Consider the following 14,797-nt stretch of genomic DNA (forward strand, 5'->3'; position numbering starts at 1 on the left):
CTAATAATGTATAAAATTCATTTTCCAACTTCTTTATTTACTACAGCGCAATAGTTACACTTTTGAAATTGGATTGGTATGGGGAATTAATACCGTTTCCTCAAATCACTTGTGAATAAAAGGAAAAAATGAGCGCGCCAATTTCACTCAAGCATCTCGAGGTATTCGTCAAAATTATCGATTGCGGCGGGCTGTCTGAAGCGGCGGCACAGCTCAGCGTGTCGCCTTCGGCGGTGAGCAAGAGCCTGGCGGCGCTGGAGGATTTACTGGGCACAACGCTTATCAAAAGAACGACCCGCAGCATCACGCTAACCGATGCGGGGCAATATTTGTTTAACCGCGCTAATAAGTTAATTAAAGAATTCGACGACACGCTAAATACCACATCAAGCTATTACAACAATCCGCAGGGTGAATTGCGCATCACCTGTTCTATTGCGTTTGGCTACGCCAGGCTGGTCAACCTTGTTGATAAATACCGGGCGAACTTCCCCGATGTGAATCTTTATATTGATCTCAACGATAACTTTATTAATCTTAATGAATCCGACTTCGATATCGCCCTGCGAATATCCACCTCTCCGCCGCAAAATTACGCCATGCGCAAACTGGCTCCAGTTCGCTGGGCTTACTGTGCCACCGCAGACTACCTCAGCAAGAAAGGGATGCCGGGCAAACGCACGGATCTGGTCACGCACGACTGCCTGGTTTACCCAGGGCTGACACCGCAGATTAAAACTACAGACGAGCACGAACGGCAGCACCTGGTAAAAATGCGTACGCCAATCCAGGCCAACAGCAGCCTGGTACTGCTTAAATCCGTACTGGAAAATCAGGGCGTCGCCTACCTGCCCACCTATCTGATTGGCGACCATATTCAAAAGGATGAACTAACCCCGCTGCTGCTGGACGGCATCATCACTTACGAAACCCATGCGCTGTACGCCCTCTATTTCCCGAGCAAATACAGCAATCCTAAGGTCAGGTCGTTTATTGATTTCCTTGTGGGGGAGCTTTCGCCGCAGCCAGCGTGGGACAACTGGATCCCTTAATTATTTCCCTTTAGTTTTTCTGTGTTATTATCCGCCCGTTATTTCTACCGAACTTACTCAGAGGCTTGATGCTGGAGAATGTCATCATCTGATAATCAGTGCCCCGCCTGTCACAGGCCGGACTGATTATCACTGCGCTTAACTCTTATGCGAACACACGCGTTGTGTTGGCACGTTTTGCACATGATGATGAAAAGGTTTTTCAGCATGAATTTATCCCGTCAGGAACAGCGTACCCTTCACGTTTTAGCGAAAGGGGGACGCATCGTTCACACTCGCGACTCGTCAGGCCGCGTCACCGCCGTTGAGTGTTACTCCCGCGAAGGGTTGCTGCTCAGCGACTGCACGCTGGCCGTGTTCAAAAAGCTCAGAACCAAGAAGCTGATTAAATCCAGCAACGGGCAGCCATACCGGATCAACACCAGCGGGCTGAACAACGTTCGCGCCCAGCCGGATAACAGGTAATTAACGAGAGTCTGGATGAAACAGGCGTTTTGAAGGGCTAAAACAGATAACGGGCCATCTGGCCCGTCGAGACTGATGACAAAGCTCATGCGGATAAAGTTCTGCAATCTGTCACCTGAAAATAAACTGGAAAATCAATCCATTGATTTTCGGCTGCTCGCCACAAAGAAGGAAAAACCACGCTTTTTCCTTCTTTGTCTGCAACTTTAACGGGCCGCATGGCCCATTATTTCAATGTTCGAGCTCGGCGGCCCGGAATTCTTCTTCGCAATACTGGTTGAAGCGTTCGCAGAACCACGTTTTCTGCTCACGACTCATGTTGCCTGTCACGGCCTGGAGATTCACCTGCTGCCCCGAAGCCTGCATATGCGCGAAGCTACGCGCCAGAAAATCAAAATTATTTACTGCCTGTAGATCTCTGTTCATCAGCATATCCCTCTGTGAGTTAACTTTTGGGTAAGTCATATGCTTCTGGTTTCAGTATCGACCCGCCGACGATTATTTTTTGAACAATGAATGCGCTTTTGGGATTTCTCCCTGCGATATATCGAAACGCGACTTTAGCGCTGCCGAATCGGCCTTGTGAACTGCGCCGCCTCCAGCGTTAACTTTGCGGCAGTAAACCTGTCGCTGCGCACGCCAAGGACCTCCTTTTCCCACAGCGGATTCAGCGGCACGTGGTAGCCCGCGTTCTTGGCCTGAAGCACCAGCTCCGCAAGATCGTCTTTGTTTTCAATAATGCACAAAGGCGCAAAGCGCCCGATTTTATGGGGCAGCGCGAACGTGGCCGGGTAGTTGCTCTCAGGATCGGTAACCGGGTTGGCGCTGTCCGTTGCGTGATGCACCACTTTTTCCCCGTCCCCCACCAGCACCTGGTTTAGCACGCCAATCATCCTGCGGGCGCGCTCGCTCGTGTTGCCTGTTTCCTCATCGCTCTTGCGGTAGAAACTCGCCGGGCTGTCATAGTCCCCGCGCAGCGCCTGGTGCTCAGGCAGCGTGCGGTAATTTTCCAGCCGCTGGCGAAATACCTGATGGGACACATCCGGCACCTGCAAATTATCCTCAGGCCCTAACTCGCTGACGTGCGGGGCGATGACCAGCAGATCATAATCCGCGGTGAAGGGCCGGGCTTCAGCGTGTGGGGCAAGCACCTGCAGGGGTGCACCGTGATGGGAAATTAGATACCGCGCTTCTCCGCTGCCCGGCAGGCGCCGGGCCTCAAACGCATAAGGCTCCCCACCTGGCCCGCTGGCCCTGAGATGACTCACGCCGCCGGCGCTCTCAGGTGACAGCTTGTCGATAAGCCCCTGCTCAAACAGGTCGTGCAGGCGGCTCTGGGAAACTTCCAGCGGCACGGCGGCAGCATGCCCGTCAACAATGCAGGCCTGCGTTTGCAGGTTAAACTTCACGATTCGCTCGGGCGAGGCGTTCTCCAGCTTGCTGAACCGCTGCTCCACGCAGATAAACCCCGCCTGCGGCCCCCACGAGGCGCTTTTCCCCTTGATGTGAAATCCTTTGGTCGGATAGCCGGCCTCAATCAGCGCCGTTGCCAGCTTGTCCACCGGGCGAACGCCAATGATGCAATTGTGTTCCGAGGCGACTTTTTGAAGCGGAATAAGGTGCTCAGGCACGATGCCGGTTTTGTCTTTGATATGCGAGACAAGCTGCGAGAGATCCGTGCCGGGCGTTTGACTCGCTATGGACAGGTGAAGTTCTAAAGGGCGATACGCCGCAGGGGGGGATTCAACTTTCATTTTTACGGCCAGGCTCCCGGCGATAAACAACAAGCCATTGAGGCTGCGACCGGGAAAAGGCGGCCGGGGCAGCATCACGCGAAAACATCACCCAGGTGAATGCTCGCGGATTGCCCCGCCGCCCTGGTTCCGGTTAAGTCTTGTCTTTCACCGTTTCGGTTCCACCGTTATTTTTCACCGAGGCAATGCCTTTATCCCGGGATTGCTCCGTGGCGTACATCTGGCTGGTACCAATCACCTGATGATTGCCGGCCTTGAGGTTGAAGTAGAACTTCCCGTTGCTGGCAACCTTCTTGTCGTAGCGCTCCTCCAGCGGGCTGTTGGTTCGCACGGAGGCGATACCGTTGTCCGCCGAGGCGCGGGTTTTATACAGCTCGCTGGTGAGGACCACTTCGCCATTGCCCGCCTTGAGCACGAACTTAAACTGCCCGTCGCTGCTTTTGCTTAATTCGAACCAACCAGACATGTTAACTCCTTGATTAAAATCATAAACAGTTAATAGATTGGGTGAACGTCAAAAACAGTATGTACGAAAAACAAACAAATCGCCCACCCCACCTGCGCCCTGGCGGGACAAATGTCCCGGCCACGATGCGGATTTAAGATCCCGCTGGCAGTTTTCACGCTAATCTGTGGGCAACGCGGGACGGGCGTCCTGTCCTTATTTGACGGGAAATTTTATAGTGAACAGCATGAAAAACGAGAACAGACCCGGCGACTGGCTGAACGTCATTGAACGCGTGACCGGCGACCCGGTGCTGTATGAGCTGCTGAAGTATTGCCCGCTGGATATTCTGCGCAGCTGGCAGCTAAAACATTACCCACGCGGCTCGCTGATTTTTCGCCAGGGGGAAATTTGCGATGAATTCCACCTGATTGTTAAAGGGGAAATCGACGTTTTCACCACCGCCGACGACGGGCGAAAATATTCCCAGGCGCGCTATAAAAAAGGCGACATTCTGGGGGAGCTGGAAATCTTCGAGCGACGGCAATACATCTGCTCGGTAGAAACGGTTAGCGACGCGGCGCTTTTAGTGCTGACGCGGGAAGAGTTTATTCGCTGGCTGGGGTTAGACAATTACTTTAATCAAAAAATATTACAGGCCGTGAGCGATCAATATTATCAGCTCTCCAAAAAGGCCGGGGAAGACATTCTTTATTCGTTACATCAGCGTCTTTGCCTGGTGCTGTGGCAGAAATACCAGCAAATACAGGGCAGTATTCCGCTTAATAAGCAGCAATTAAGCGAGCAGTTTGCGGTGGCTCCGCGCAGCATTAACCGCATTTTATCCGAACTGCGGGAAGACAATATCATTGCGATTCACGGCGAGCAGATTCAGGTTCTCGACCCTCAGCGCCTGCGCCAGCACGCCGAACATTAAATAACAGCAGCCAATCCTGAGCCATGCCAAATGGCTCGTTTAACGCCAGGTAACTATCATGACCCAACTCCAGCCCCATATCCGGCTCAGCCGGGAGATGACGCACGCCCGTTATGCGCTCCTGCCGGGCGATCCGAAACGCGTGGAACACGTCGCGCAGTTTCTGGACAACGTGGAAGACTTCGGCAGCAACCGGGAATATCGCGCCCTGCGCGGCTGGTTCCGCGGCGTGGAAGTTCTGGTGATGTCCACCGGCATGGGCGGGCCTTCTACCGCCATCGCCGTGGAAGAGCTGCGCCAGGTCGGCGTCACCAATCTCATCCGCATCGGCAGCTGCGGAGCGATGCAAAACCACATCCGCCTCGGCGACCTGGTGATCGCCACCGCCGCCGTGCGGGACGAAGGCACCAGCCAGATGTACATTGACAAAGGCTACCCGGCCTGCGCGGACATCGGCCTGGTGCACCACCTGACTCAGCAGGCCAAACGCCTGGGCTACGCCAGCCACTGCGGCTATGTGCGCAGCCACGACAGCTTCTACACCGAACGCGAAGACGAGATTAACCAGTTCTGGTCCGGCAAGGGCATTCTCGCTGCGGATATGGAAACAGCACCGTTGATGGTAGTTGGCGCATTGCGCGGTTTGCGCATCGCCTCCGTGCTTAACGTGGTGGTTGAGCACAGCGGCAATCTGGAAGAAGGCATTAACAACTACCAGCAGCAGGAACACTCCTGCCTGCAGGGTGAATCCCGCGAGATTTTACTCGCCCTCGAAGCGCTCTACCTTGACAGCCAGGAGCAGTAATCATGGATTTCTTCAGCATTAAGAATGTGATGGTCACCATTCCGCTCGGAGAGGGCGGCTACGCGCTCTCGTGGATCGAGGCCATCGGCACCGTCTTCGGCCTGCTCTGCATCTGGTTCGCCAGCAAAGAGAAGATCATCAACTACCTGTTCGGCCTGATTAACGTCACGCTGTTTGCGGCGATCTTCTTCCAGATCCAGCTTTACGCCAGCCTGCTGCTGCAGGTGTTCTTCTTCGCCGCCAACCTTTACGGCTGGTACGCGTGGAGCCGCCAGAACGAGGCCAACGAGGCCGCGCTGAAGATCCGCTGGCTGCCGCGCAGCAAGGCGTTCACGCTGGCGGCAGTTTGCCTGGTCGCCATCGCGCTGATGACCTTCTTTATCGACCCGGTCTTCGCCGTGCTGACCCATATTGCGGTGGGCATTATGCAGAGTCTTGGCGTCGCGGTTGAGATGCCGCAGCTCCAGCCGGATGCCTTCCCGCTATGGGACTCCGCGATGCTGATCCTGTCGATTGCCGCGATGGTGCTAATGACGCGTAAATACGTGGAAAACTGGCTGCTGTGGGTAATTATCGACGTGATTAGCGTGGTGATTTACGCCATTCAGGGCGTATATGCCATGTCGCTCGAGTACATCCTGCTGACGGCCATTGCGGTGATGGGGTCCATGGCGTGGATCAAGAGCGCCCGCTCGATCGGCTCCCGGCCTCTGGCTTGAATCGTTTTATTCACATCAAGGGCCGCTTAGCGGCCCTTTTTCCCGTTCAGATATATCTCATTTATCAAGCCGGATGAAAATAAAAAGCTTTTTAAAAATCTCGCGATTTTCAGCGACCGCTTTCAACTCCCTCAGCGTATTCATCTACACTTTATTTCAGGCACAGCAGCGAGATAATTTTTAACGATCGTTAGCAGGTCTTTTTCACTCTCTCTTTTTACTGCCTTATCCGTTTTTATTTTCATTCAGGCCGCTCCCTTTAATCGCTCAAGACCACAGGATAACCTTATGAAAATATTATTTTTAAAAATCTTCACGCTGAATTTCAACCCACAACTTTACCTATCAGAGCAATCAAACAACTCGCAAAACAGTTTGTTATAACCAGCTGACTGCCGCGCATAAGCCCGCAGCACAAAATTTTGCGACATCTGTTTTTTGCACCTTCTAATAAAAGTACGGGGTTAAACGATGAATAAGTTAAAAACGCTAAAACTGACGCTTTGTATTGCCGCCCTCGCCTACACCGGACTGGCACAGGCCGCCACTGTCGCCATGAACACCGTCGACGCCAGCGGCACTTCCACCCCGGCAGGCACCATTGAATACCACGCCACCCAGTACGGCGTGGTCTTTACCCCTAACCTGAAAGGCCTGCCGCCCGGAATTCACGGCTTCCACGTGCACACTAATCCGAACTGCGGCCCCGGCATGCAGGACGGCAAAATGGTGGCTGGCCTGGCGGCTGGCGGCCACTTAGATCCGGCCCACACCGGCAAACATGAAGGCCCTTGGGGCAACGGCCACCTCGGCGACCTGCCCGCGCTGTACGTCGACAGCGACGGCACCGCAACCTATCCGGTTCTGGCTCCGCGCCTGCGCATGTCTGACCTGAAGGGCCACTCGCTGATGATCCACGCCGGCGGCGACAACCATTCTGACCACCCGGCTATGCTCGGCGGCGGCGGGGCGCGTATGGTTTGCGGAGTCACGTCATGAGACAGCATCTCTTAACCACGGCCTGCCTGGCACTGATGATGGGCGGCCTGACGCCGCTGGCAAGTGCCGCGGAACCCTCCATCGACGCGCCGAAAGGTGAGCACCTGCAAACCGAGCTTTATGCCCGCGGCGTGCAAATCTATCGCTGCGCGGCGGCGGACGCCGAAGCCAAAACCGGGAGCTGGGTATTCCAGGCCCCGGAAGCCGACCTGTTCAGCGACAAAGGCCTGAAGCACCTCGTCGGCAAACACTTCGACGGCCCGCACTGGCAGGCCACGGACGGCAGCGTGGTGGCCGGCGCGCTAAGCGCCACTCGCCCGTCGAAAGATAAAGGCTCGATTCCATGGCTGCAGCTAACCGGCACATCCGAAGCGCAGCCAGGCCTGTTCGCCAACGTGAGCAGCATCCAGCGCGTGGACACCCGTGGCGGCGTAACCGGCCCCACGGTTTGCGACCCGGCAACCTTTGGCGCGACGCTGAAAGTGCCTTACACGGCGACTTATAAGTTTTATACGAAGTAACGGCATACAAAGTCCTGGCTGAAAGGCCGGGGCTTTGTGCTGACGGAGTTGTCTTCAGGGGAACGGGCGTTTACAGATATTTTATCAGCTCCCCTTTTTCGCCTAATCGATATTGACCATCACGAAAAATAACTACTGTATTTTTATATCTATCCTGCCACACCGTAAAAGCTTTATCTTTATCGATACAATTTAACGGTTGCTCCAGATCGTCAAAACATAGCCGATCGTAACCATCCGTTTCTACATAACCGGCCCCAAAATACCAAAATATAATTTCAAAAAAAGCATCTTTCCCTGTACCTGGAACATCATATTTTTCTTTGAGCATATCTTTATTTTTCAACCACCAGTGTACTTTACCTTTATTTGTTAAGGGGAAGTTTTTCACTAAAATGTGGCTATAACTATTTCTCTTATGAACTGCAACAATTTCTACCGGTCGAAATGCTAACCATAAGCAATATCCTGCCAATAGACCGCCAGCTAGAAATTTCAGTCCCCTTATTATGTTACCTTTCAATTTAATCACTCCAAAAAACTGACTAAAATATAAAGCATTTTCTGTTTTTTCAAAACTGCAGACATTATATTCTAATATTCAAGCCTGACAATCTTACCGTTCTCTTCCTCTCGATAAATAGCATCATCCACAGTAAATGTAATTCCTCTGTTTTTACTCTTCCTTATAGTAAAAACAGAGTTTTTATCAATGCAGTTTATTTTGGTATTCATATCATCAAAACAAAGCCAGTCATACTTACCCTCTTCTTTATAGCCATCTTTAAAAAGCCAAATAGTGATAGTAAACCCCCCATAAGATGCAGGCTTTGGAATATCATACTTTGCTTTAAGTGCATCCTTATTTTCTAACCACCAGTCAATCTTACCTTTGTCTGTGAACGGGAAGTTCTTGACCAAAATACTGCTGTAGTTATTTCTCTGATGAACAGCGACGATTTCAACAGATCGAAAGAACAGCCATAAGCAGTATACCGCCACTATACATCCAGCCAGACAGAAAAAACCCACCATCATTTTATTTTTTAACTGCATTTCGCCGCCCAATAATATGAATAGTGGCTTCCATATTGGTAATAAAGGGTTTGAAGGCAAACTCGCTGTAGCGTTGCAGGACAAACCATATACGAAATAATCGAATACTTTTAAATTTTATTTTTAAAATATCATCATCATCCAATCCAAAATGATCCTGAACTTTATAGTGAACCTCAGCGTGATATTGTTCGTTATCAATCGTTAGGGACTTAATTGTGATATGCGTTGCCCAGGTATCATGCACGGTAATTCCCATACCATTCACCCGATCCTGGAGACGATCAAATTTTGGCAACCTTCCTTCCATAATTGCATCAATGAGCTCCTGTTTTTTCTCTACTGGATAACACTTCTTATCCCAATCAATGTAGTCCCTAAAAACCTCCTGTAGACGAAGCCGCGTACTGTTTTCCTTCGAGCGATCGCTCAATATTTGCTCCTCCAGCGCACTATTCAGTAAGGGATGACTAAAGGGCTTCCCGCCACACTTTTGCATGTGCGTGATCATTAGTTCGATCAAAGAGGTGTAAGGGCCATCCCACGAAAAAGGACGTGATAAATACCGGAACTCATCAAAGAGGATGCGAGCGCACTCCCATTTTGTCAGTTTTTTTACCTCCTTCTTAGGGCGAAAGAACTGCACCATCGGATGCTCATATGAAGGGATCTCCGTCAACGTGTAAGGATTTACACTTGTAGAAATATCTGTCAGGTGGAATTTTGCCTTCAGATCGATTTCGGACAGATCGCCGGACTTCATATCTTTGGCGTTTTTGTCATCCATCTTTTTCTGGGTTTCAAATATCTTGTAGGGAAATTGTAAGGCCGACATAAATCACGTCCTTGTATATTTTGGTCTCTACCATCCCGGTAGCCAGGCATGATAAGCAGTCTTTAGCCGCTGTGTAAGTGTTGTACATTATTAAGAGTCTGAATTCAGATTTCTTAATTGGGATTTTATTCATATCAGAGATGTTGATTTACGTCGCTCCCCAGCGCCACTGCTAGATCGGAGCCGGTCCCCTGAAAGGCCTGCCGCCGGGCATTCACGGCTTCCACGTGTACACTAATCCGAACTGCGGGCCAGGCATGCAGGACGGCAAAATGGTGGCCGGCGCGCTAAGCGCCACTCGCCCGTCGAAAGATAAAGGCTCGATTCCGTGGCTGCTGCTGACCGGCACTTCAGACGCACAGCCGGGCCTGTTCGCCAACGTGAGCAGCATCCAGCGCGTGGACATCCACGGCGGCGTAACCGGCCCCACGGTTTGCGACCCGGCGACCTTCGGCGCGACGCTGAAAGTGCCTTATACGGCGACTTATAAGTTCTATACGAAGTAGCAGCATAAAGCCCTGGCCTTACTGCCAGGGCTTTATGCTGCTGGGATCAATTCAGAGAGTAAGCACTAATTCGGGTGCTGAATACTTATTCCGCCGGAAGCGTTCTCCGTGATAGAAAACTCTGCTGTGACCAGATGAGAGGAAGAATTATCAGATTTTACATCGTAAGCGACTGAGTATTTTTTGCCGGGAGAGAAGGTAAAACCAAAGGCTGGCAGACAGTCTCCCTTCGCGACATAAACTGGAGCATCATCGAAAGTCTTGTACTGCACGTTCCCATGCCCTTCGTTAATTTGCACGGCCGTTATGCGCTCGTCGCTGCCAAGCGGAGACACCACGCAAACAATATTACCTTTGGCCACGACTTCTGCAGGCTGACGCGGCACCATTCTGTCGCCCGGACCAGGACACCCGGCCAGCAAGAGCACGGCAGCGGCTAACAAACATTTTCTCATAGCGTTGTTCTCACCTTCCCTGTGACTATTTTGCGATACAGCACCGGAACTTCACGGCTACTGTCTGTACCTCTGTATTTCCCCATTCGCCCGGGCCTTTGGTAGTAGGACCACACGTCTATACCATAAACCAATAACAGCCAGTAATCCGCTAAAATGGAGGCCTGCTGCTCCAGGGAATAATCTGTTAGCGCCTCTTTATCTAATTTATAGGTATATTCAGCCGCCCAGCTAAAAGCCCCCCTTAGCCTTACCCATTGCCCGTGTTGATGTTGCCACACATGGCCCAGCTCATGGATAAAAACATATTTATCTTCAAGAAAGACGCTGCCAGATGAGAAATCATCTTTATACATCGTCTTGCGGTACCACAATTCTCCGTTTGGCGTCATCGCGTAGTTTTGTTTCTGCAGGCCGAACGGGAGATAGCTGTCGCAATGAATCCATACTCGGCTGTAAGAAATTGAATCGCCGAAAACCCGGCGAGCCATTGCAATTTCGCCCAATGTCATTCTTCTGAGGCTGCCCTCTTCCGCCTGTGCGCTCATTCCTTTTCCTTAAGGTTTGCTTTTCCACAGCATAAAACCAACGCTCAATATAATCTATGTCCCGATTTCTTATTTTTCGATAGTCAGAATTTGGCGCTTAGAAATTTATGGGATAAAAAAAATGTTATGTAGCCGATGGTTCCAAAAAGTTGTGGCCGTTGGACAGTGACCTCTGCCTAATGGAGACCACTTTATTCGCCAGGACCAACCAAGATGAAAATCCTGAAAAGCGGCATCCGCGACGTGATTGCCAGCGAAGACGTTACCGTGGTTGAGCCGGTTATGTTCAGCGACAAAGGCCTGAAGCACCTCGTCGGCAAACACTTCGACGGCCCACACTGACAGGGGACGGACGGCAGCGTGGTGGCCGGAGCGCTAAGCGCCACTCGCCCGTCGAAAGATAAAGGCTCGATTCCATGGCTGCTGCTGACCGGCGCTTCCGAAACGCAGCCAGGCCTGTTTGCCAACGTGAGCAACATCCAGCGCGTGGACACCCGTGGCGGCGTAACCAGCCCCACGGTTTGCGACCCGGCGACCTTTGGCGCAACGCTGAAAGTGCCTTATACGGCGACTTATAAGTTTTATACGAAGTAGCGGCATGCAAAGTCCTGTCTGAAAGGCCGGGGCTTTGTGCTGACGGAGTTGTCTTCAGGGGAACGGGCGTTCACTGATATTTTATCAGATCCCCTTTTTCGCTTAATCGATATTGACCATCACGAAAAATAACTACTGTATTTTTATATCTATCCTGCCACACCGTAAAAGCTTTATCTTTATCGATGCAATTTAACGGTGGATCCAGATCGTCAAAACATAGCCGATCGTAACCATCCGTTTCTACATAACCGTCCCCAAAATACCAAAATGTAATTACATAAAAACCATCCTTCTCTGGCCCTGGAGCACCATATTTTTCTTTGAGCATGGCTTTGTTTTTCAACCACCAGTGTACTTTCCCTTTTTTTGTAAAAGGAAAACCTTCCACTAATACATCGCTGTAACTATTTCTCTGATGAACAGCAACAATTTCTACCGGTCGAAATGCTAACCATAAGCAGTATCCAGCCAATAGACCGCCAGCTAGAAATTTTAGTCCCTTTATACTACGTCTCAACAATTCGGGTACTGTCATGCTTATTCAACCTTTATAATTAAAATTTCTTATCAATATCTCTGCCGTACAACCAACCATTATTTATTGATTTTTATAACCCTGCCATTTTCATCAATTCGATAAATCCCATCGGAGAGAGTAAATCTGGTTCCATACCTCTTGCTATTACCGACAGTAAGCACTGTGTTTTTATCAATGCAGTTTACTTTTGTTGCCATATCATTGAAACAAAGCCGATCATATTTCCCCTCTTCTTTATAACCATCATTAAACAGCCAAAAAACAACACTAGAACTACCATAGGATGAAGGATTAGGAATATCATACTTCGTCTTTAGCATTTCTTTATTTTTCAACCACCAGTCTATTTTACCTTTGTTAGTAAAAGGAAAGTTACTTACTAAGACATCGCTATAGCTATTTCTCTGGTGTACGGCAATAATTTCTACCGGACGAAATAACAACCATAAATAACCCTCTAAAAAAACACCACCAGATAATAACAGGCTAATTATTATTTTATTTTTTAATTCCATTGCGCTTCCCAATAATATGAATAGTGGCTTCCATATTGGTAATAAAGGGTTTGAAGGCAAACTCGCTGTAGCGTTGCAGGACAAACCATATACGAAATAATCGAATGTTTTTGAATTTTATTTTTAAAATATCATCATCATCCAATCCAAAATGATCCTGAATTTTATAGTGAACTTCAGCGTGATATTGTTCGTTATCAACCGTTAGGGACTTAATTGTGATATGCGTTGCCCAGGTATCATGCACGGTAATCCCCATGCCATTCATCCGCTCTCGAAGACGATCGAATTTTGGCAGCCTGCCGTTCATAATAGCATCACTCAGATCCTTTTTTTGTTCTGCTGGATAGCATTTTCTATCCCAGTCAATATTAGTATCAAAAACTTTCTTTAGGCGGAGCCGCGTACTGTTTTCCTCCGAGCGATCGCTCAATATTTGCTCCTTCAGCGCACTGTTCAGTAATGGATGACAGAAAGACTTCCCGCCACACTTTTGCATGTGCGTGATCATTAGTTCGATCAAAGATGTGTAAGGACCGTCCCTCGAAAAAGGACGTGATAAATACCGGAACTCATCAAAGAGGATGCGAGCACACTCCCATTTTGTCAGTTTTTTTACCTCCTTCTTAGGGCGAAAGAACTGCACCATCGGATGCTCATATGAAGGGATCTCCGTCAACGTGTAAAGATTTACACTTGTAGAAATATCTGTCAGGTGGAATTTTGCCTTCAGATCGATTTCGGACAGATCGCCGGACTTCATATCTTTGGCGTTTTTATCATCCATCTTTTTCTGGGTTTCAAATATCTTGCAGGGAAATTGTAAGGCCGACATAAATCACGTCCTTGTATATTGTTGTCTCTTCCATCCCGGTAGCCAGGCATGATAAACAGTCGCTTGCCACTGTGTAAATGTTGTACATTATTAAGAGTCTGAATTCAGATTTCTTAATTGCGATTTTGTTCATATCAGAAATGTTGATTTATATCGCCACCAATGGCTCTACGATAAATTGGGATCATAAAAGCCCATGAGTTATGCTCAATAAAATTCATTCTATTCACCGGGGCAGACCACTATGAAAATACTAAAAAGCGGTATCCGCGACGTAATTGCCAGCGACGACGTCACCGTTGTGGAGCCGGTCAACCTCTACGAATGCACGCTGCAGAGCGGCGTATTCGTCGGGCCTTTTGTTGAGATCCAGCGCCACTGCATGATCGGCTCTGGTACCCGCGTCCAGTCCCACTCGTTCCTGTGCGAAAATGTCACCACCGGCAAAAACTGCTTTATCGGCCACGGCGTCACCTTCGCCAACGACCTGTTTCGCAGCGGCAGACCAGACCCCAACCCGGAGAACTGGATAGCCATTACCCTCGGCGATAACGTTACCATAGGCAGCGGCAGCACTATCCTGACGGAGCATATTTGCAGCGGCGCGGTGATTGGCGCAGGCAGCGTGGTGACGAAAGATATTCTGGTGGCTGGGGTTTATGTTGGGAGCCCGGCGCGATTGGTGCGGGAATTATAACGACTGCCGTTAGCCGTAAAGCTGATAACCGCCATAATCGCGACGCCATCGGAATAGAACAAGTCAGAGTTGGTAAACGAATACACACGACCGGTGAGCGTGACGTTAACGTGGCTGCCATAACCCGTAACCTTCGAATTGCTTACTGCTGATATCAAAAACGGGGCACGATTCTTCAGATGCTCCACTGGATCGCCAGATAGATTGCGTCCAGATAATAGCGATAGACATCCTAAACCGTAGCGCCTCCGCCATTGTAGCGGGTGATATATAAGAACGTAGTATCGGTGACTTTTTGGCGGGCGAAAAACACCTCATTCGGCGAGCCATTGAAGTAATACTGATATACCGCATATCCAGCAACCAGCAACCAGCAACCAGCAACCAGCAACCAGCAATAACAGTACAACGGTTAACACACAGTGCAGATCTAAATAACCGAGTTGTTTGGCATAATCTATTCCCTGTTTTATCCGGCACCGATCGTGTGGATCATCCCCAAGAAAAATTCACTGACT

Annotated in this window: 22 protein-coding genes; 11 read left to right on the top strand and 11 right to left on the bottom strand. The window is 49.9% G+C overall.

The genetic code is table 11. The features are described from left to right. The first annotated feature begins 128 nt into the window (after positions 1-128). Together WFN87_RS11370 and WFN87_RS11375 are read left to right on the top strand one after the other, a co-directional pair. Positions 129-1,052, top strand: a complete 924-nt coding sequence (locus tag WFN87_RS11370; RefSeq protein WP_336708640.1) for a LysR family transcriptional regulator — start codon at positions 129-131, stop codon at positions 1,050-1,052. Between the two features lie 207 nt (positions 1,053-1,259). Next, the gene (locus WFN87_RS11375) at positions 1,260-1,517 is read left to right on the top strand and encodes a YjhX family toxin (RefSeq protein WP_008460858.1); all 258 of its coding nucleotides are present in this window, start codon (positions 1,260-1,262) and stop codon (positions 1,515-1,517) included. A 231-nt stretch (positions 1,518-1,748) separates the two neighbouring features. On the opposite strand, the gene WFN87_RS11380 is transcribed toward WFN87_RS11375, so the two are convergent. From WFN87_RS11380 to WFN87_RS11390, 3 genes are all read right to left on the bottom strand, one after another. After that, positions 1,749-1,943: a glycogen synthesis protein GlgS gene (locus WFN87_RS11380; RefSeq protein WP_336982965.1), complete on the bottom strand. Its 195-nt coding sequence runs from the start codon at positions 1,941-1,943 to the stop codon at positions 1,749-1,751. A gap of 134 nt (positions 1,944-2,077) precedes the next feature. Beyond that, positions 2,078-3,271 (bottom strand): anthrax toxin-like adenylyl cyclase domain-containing protein, encoded by a 1,194-nt coding sequence (locus WFN87_RS11385; RefSeq protein ID WP_336982964.1) that lies wholly within the window; start codon positions 3,269-3,271, stop codon positions 2,078-2,080. Between the two features lie 133 nt (positions 3,272-3,404). After that, on the bottom strand, positions 3,405-3,737 hold the full coding sequence (locus tag WFN87_RS11390) for a YegP family protein (RefSeq protein ID WP_008460852.1): 333 nt from the start codon (positions 3,735-3,737) through the stop codon (positions 3,405-3,407). Between the two features lie 217 nt (positions 3,738-3,954). Here WFN87_RS11390 and WFN87_RS11395 point away from each other — a divergent pair, with 217 nt between their 5' ends. The 5 genes from WFN87_RS11395 (at position 3,955) to WFN87_RS11415 (ending at position 7,697) form a co-directional block, all read left to right on the top strand. After that, positions 3,955-4,653: a Crp/Fnr family transcriptional regulator gene (locus tag WFN87_RS11395; RefSeq protein ID WP_442892769.1), complete on the top strand. Its 699-nt coding sequence runs from the start codon at positions 3,955-3,957 to the stop codon at positions 4,651-4,653. A 58-nt stretch (positions 4,654-4,711) separates the two neighbouring features. Next, positions 4,712-5,458, top strand: a complete 747-nt coding sequence (locus tag WFN87_RS11400) for a nucleoside phosphorylase (RefSeq protein WP_336982962.1) — start codon at positions 4,712-4,714, stop codon at positions 5,456-5,458. A 2-nt stretch (positions 5,459-5,460) separates the two neighbouring features. Beyond that, positions 5,461-6,177 carry a nicotinamide riboside transporter PnuC gene (gene pnuC / locus WFN87_RS11405; protein ID WP_336982961.1) on the top strand — a complete coding sequence of 239 codons (717 nt, stop codon included), beginning with the start codon at positions 5,461-5,463 and terminating at the stop codon, positions 6,175-6,177. Between the two features lie 471 nt (positions 6,178-6,648). Then, a complete protein-coding gene (sodC, locus tag WFN87_RS11410; protein ID WP_336982960.1) occupies positions 6,649-7,176 on the top strand; it encodes a superoxide dismutase [Cu-Zn] SodC in 528 nt (175 codons plus the stop codon). Further along, on the top strand, positions 7,173-7,697 hold the full coding sequence (locus tag WFN87_RS11415) for a DUF3455 domain-containing protein (protein ID WP_336982959.1): 525 nt from the start codon (positions 7,173-7,175) through the stop codon (positions 7,695-7,697). Before sodC ends, WFN87_RS11415 begins: the two co-directional genes overlap by 4 nt. A gap of 70 nt (positions 7,698-7,767) precedes the next feature. Here WFN87_RS11415 and WFN87_RS11420 read toward each other — a convergent pair whose 3' ends face one another. The 3 genes from WFN87_RS11420 to WFN87_RS11430 all read right to left on the bottom strand — a co-directional run bounded on the left by WFN87_RS11420 (position 7,768) and on the right by WFN87_RS11430 (position 9,588). Next, positions 7,768-8,226 (bottom strand): DUF943 family protein, encoded by a 459-nt coding sequence (locus WFN87_RS11420; protein ID WP_442892772.1) that lies wholly within the window; start codon positions 8,224-8,226, stop codon positions 7,768-7,770. 65 nt (positions 8,227-8,291) lie between these two features. Continuing rightward, a complete protein-coding gene (locus WFN87_RS11425) occupies positions 8,292-8,753 on the bottom strand; it encodes a DUF943 family protein (protein ID WP_336982957.1) in 462 nt (153 codons plus the stop codon). Beyond that, positions 8,737-9,588, bottom strand: coding sequence for a YPO3983 family protein (locus tag WFN87_RS11430; RefSeq protein ID WP_336982956.1), 852 nt, complete (start codon positions 9,586-9,588; stop codon positions 8,737-8,739). The genes WFN87_RS11425 and WFN87_RS11430 overlap by 17 nt, the downstream gene beginning before the upstream one ends. Positions 9,589-9,815: 227 nt before the next feature. Here WFN87_RS11430 and WFN87_RS11435 point away from each other — a divergent pair, with 227 nt between their 5' ends. Next, positions 9,816-10,094 (top strand): DUF3455 domain-containing protein, encoded by a 279-nt coding sequence (locus tag WFN87_RS11435; RefSeq protein ID WP_442892770.1) that lies wholly within the window; start codon positions 9,816-9,818, stop codon positions 10,092-10,094. 65 nt (positions 10,095-10,159) lie between these two features. On the opposite strand, the gene WFN87_RS11440 is transcribed toward WFN87_RS11435, so the two are convergent. Both WFN87_RS11440 and WFN87_RS11445 read right to left on the bottom strand, forming a co-directional pair. Continuing rightward, entirely contained in the window at positions 10,160-10,549 is a 390-nt protein-coding gene (locus tag WFN87_RS11440; RefSeq protein WP_336982955.1) for a putative T6SS immunity periplasmic lipoprotein, read from the bottom strand. Further along, a complete protein-coding gene (locus WFN87_RS11445; protein ID WP_336982954.1) occupies positions 10,546-11,097 on the bottom strand; it encodes a type IV secretion protein Rhs in 552 nt (183 codons plus the stop codon). Before WFN87_RS11445 ends, WFN87_RS11440 begins: the two co-directional genes overlap by 4 nt. Positions 11,098-11,310: 213 nt before the next feature. On the opposite strand from WFN87_RS11445, the gene WFN87_RS11450 reads away from it, so the two are divergent. Next, complete coding sequence (locus tag WFN87_RS11450) at positions 11,311-11,439, top strand: hypothetical protein (protein ID WP_336982953.1); 129 nt, start codon at positions 11,311-11,313, stop codon at positions 11,437-11,439. 18 nt (positions 11,440-11,457) lie between these two features. Then, positions 11,458-11,691, top strand: a complete 234-nt coding sequence (locus WFN87_RS11455) for a DUF3455 domain-containing protein (RefSeq protein WP_336982952.1) — start codon at positions 11,458-11,460, stop codon at positions 11,689-11,691. A 70-nt stretch (positions 11,692-11,761) separates the two neighbouring features. Here the strand turns inward: WFN87_RS11455 and WFN87_RS11460 are convergent, their stop codons facing one another. The 3 genes from WFN87_RS11460 to WFN87_RS11470 are packed head-to-tail and all read right to left on the bottom strand — an operon-like array spanning position 11,762 to position 13,582. Then, complete coding sequence (locus tag WFN87_RS11460; RefSeq protein WP_166995140.1) at positions 11,762-12,229, bottom strand: DUF943 family protein; 468 nt, start codon at positions 12,227-12,229, stop codon at positions 11,762-11,764. Positions 12,230-12,288: 59 nt separating this feature from the next. Continuing rightward, on the bottom strand, positions 12,289-12,747 hold the full coding sequence (locus WFN87_RS11465) for a DUF943 family protein (RefSeq protein WP_336982951.1): 459 nt from the start codon (positions 12,745-12,747) through the stop codon (positions 12,289-12,291). Next, a complete protein-coding gene (locus WFN87_RS11470) occupies positions 12,731-13,582 on the bottom strand; it encodes a YPO3983 family protein (protein ID WP_336982950.1) in 852 nt (283 codons plus the stop codon). The genes WFN87_RS11465 and WFN87_RS11470 overlap by 17 nt, the downstream gene beginning before the upstream one ends. A 244-nt stretch (positions 13,583-13,826) precedes the next feature. Between WFN87_RS11470 and WFN87_RS11475 the strand changes: the two genes are divergently transcribed. Next, positions 13,827-14,279 (top strand): acyltransferase, encoded by a 453-nt coding sequence (locus tag WFN87_RS11475; protein ID WP_336982949.1) that lies wholly within the window; start codon positions 13,827-13,829, stop codon positions 14,277-14,279. The last annotated feature ends 518 nt before the right edge of the window (positions 14,280-14,797 follow it).

The sequence above is a fragment of the Cedecea sp. AS113 genome, assembly GCF_037152415.1.
GTDB lineage: Bacteria > Pseudomonadota > Gammaproteobacteria > Enterobacterales > Enterobacteriaceae > Cedecea.

Coding starts and splice junctions, on each gene's coding strand:
- WFN87_RS11430 (WP_336982956.1), bottom strand. CDS start 9,588: ATGTCGGCCTTACAATTTCCCTACAAGATATTTGAAACCCAGAAAAAG.
- WFN87_RS11440 (WP_336982955.1), bottom strand. CDS start 10,549: ATGAGAAAATGTTTGTTAGCCGCTGCCGTGCTCTTGCTGGCCGGGTGT.
- WFN87_RS11375 (WP_008460858.1), top strand. CDS start 1,260: ATGAATTTATCCCGTCAGGAACAGCGTACCCTTCACGTTTTAGCGAAA.
- WFN87_RS11370 (WP_336708640.1), top strand. CDS start 129: ATGAGCGCGCCAATTTCACTCAAGCATCTCGAGGTATTCGTCAAAATT.
- WFN87_RS11380 (WP_336982965.1), bottom strand. CDS start 1,943: ATGAACAGAGATCTACAGGCAGTAAATAATTTTGATTTTCTGGCGCGT.
- WFN87_RS11415 (WP_336982959.1), top strand. CDS start 7,173: ATGAGACAGCATCTCTTAACCACGGCCTGCCTGGCACTGATGATGGGC.
- pnuC (WP_336982961.1), top strand. CDS start 5,461: ATGGATTTCTTCAGCATTAAGAATGTGATGGTCACCATTCCGCTCGGA.
- WFN87_RS11425 (WP_336982957.1), bottom strand. CDS start 8,753: ATGCAGTTAAAAAATAAAATGATGGTGGGTTTTTTCTGTCTGGCTGGA.
- WFN87_RS11385 (WP_336982964.1), bottom strand. CDS start 3,271: ATGAAAGTTGAATCCCCCCCTGCGGCGTATCGCCCTTTAGAACTTCAC.
- WFN87_RS11460 (WP_166995140.1), bottom strand. CDS start 12,229: ATGACAGTACCCGAATTGTTGAGACGTAGTATAAAGGGACTAAAATTT.
- WFN87_RS11450 (WP_336982953.1), top strand. CDS start 11,311: ATGAAAATCCTGAAAAGCGGCATCCGCGACGTGATTGCCAGCGAAGAC.
- WFN87_RS11400 (WP_336982962.1), top strand. CDS start 4,712: ATGACCCAACTCCAGCCCCATATCCGGCTCAGCCGGGAGATGACGCAC.
- WFN87_RS11390 (WP_008460852.1), bottom strand. CDS start 3,737: ATGTCTGGTTGGTTCGAATTAAGCAAAAGCAGCGACGGGCAGTTTAAG.
- WFN87_RS11475 (WP_336982949.1), top strand. CDS start 13,827: ATGAAAATACTAAAAAGCGGTATCCGCGACGTAATTGCCAGCGACGAC.
- WFN87_RS11445 (WP_336982954.1), bottom strand. CDS start 11,097: ATGAGCGCACAGGCGGAAGAGGGCAGCCTCAGAAGAATGACATTGGGC.
- sodC (WP_336982960.1), top strand. CDS start 6,649: ATGAATAAGTTAAAAACGCTAAAACTGACGCTTTGTATTGCCGCCCTC.
- WFN87_RS11465 (WP_336982951.1), bottom strand. CDS start 12,747: ATGGAATTAAAAAATAAAATAATAATTAGCCTGTTATTATCTGGTGGT.
- WFN87_RS11470 (WP_336982950.1), bottom strand. CDS start 13,582: ATGTCGGCCTTACAATTTCCCTGCAAGATATTTGAAACCCAGAAAAAG.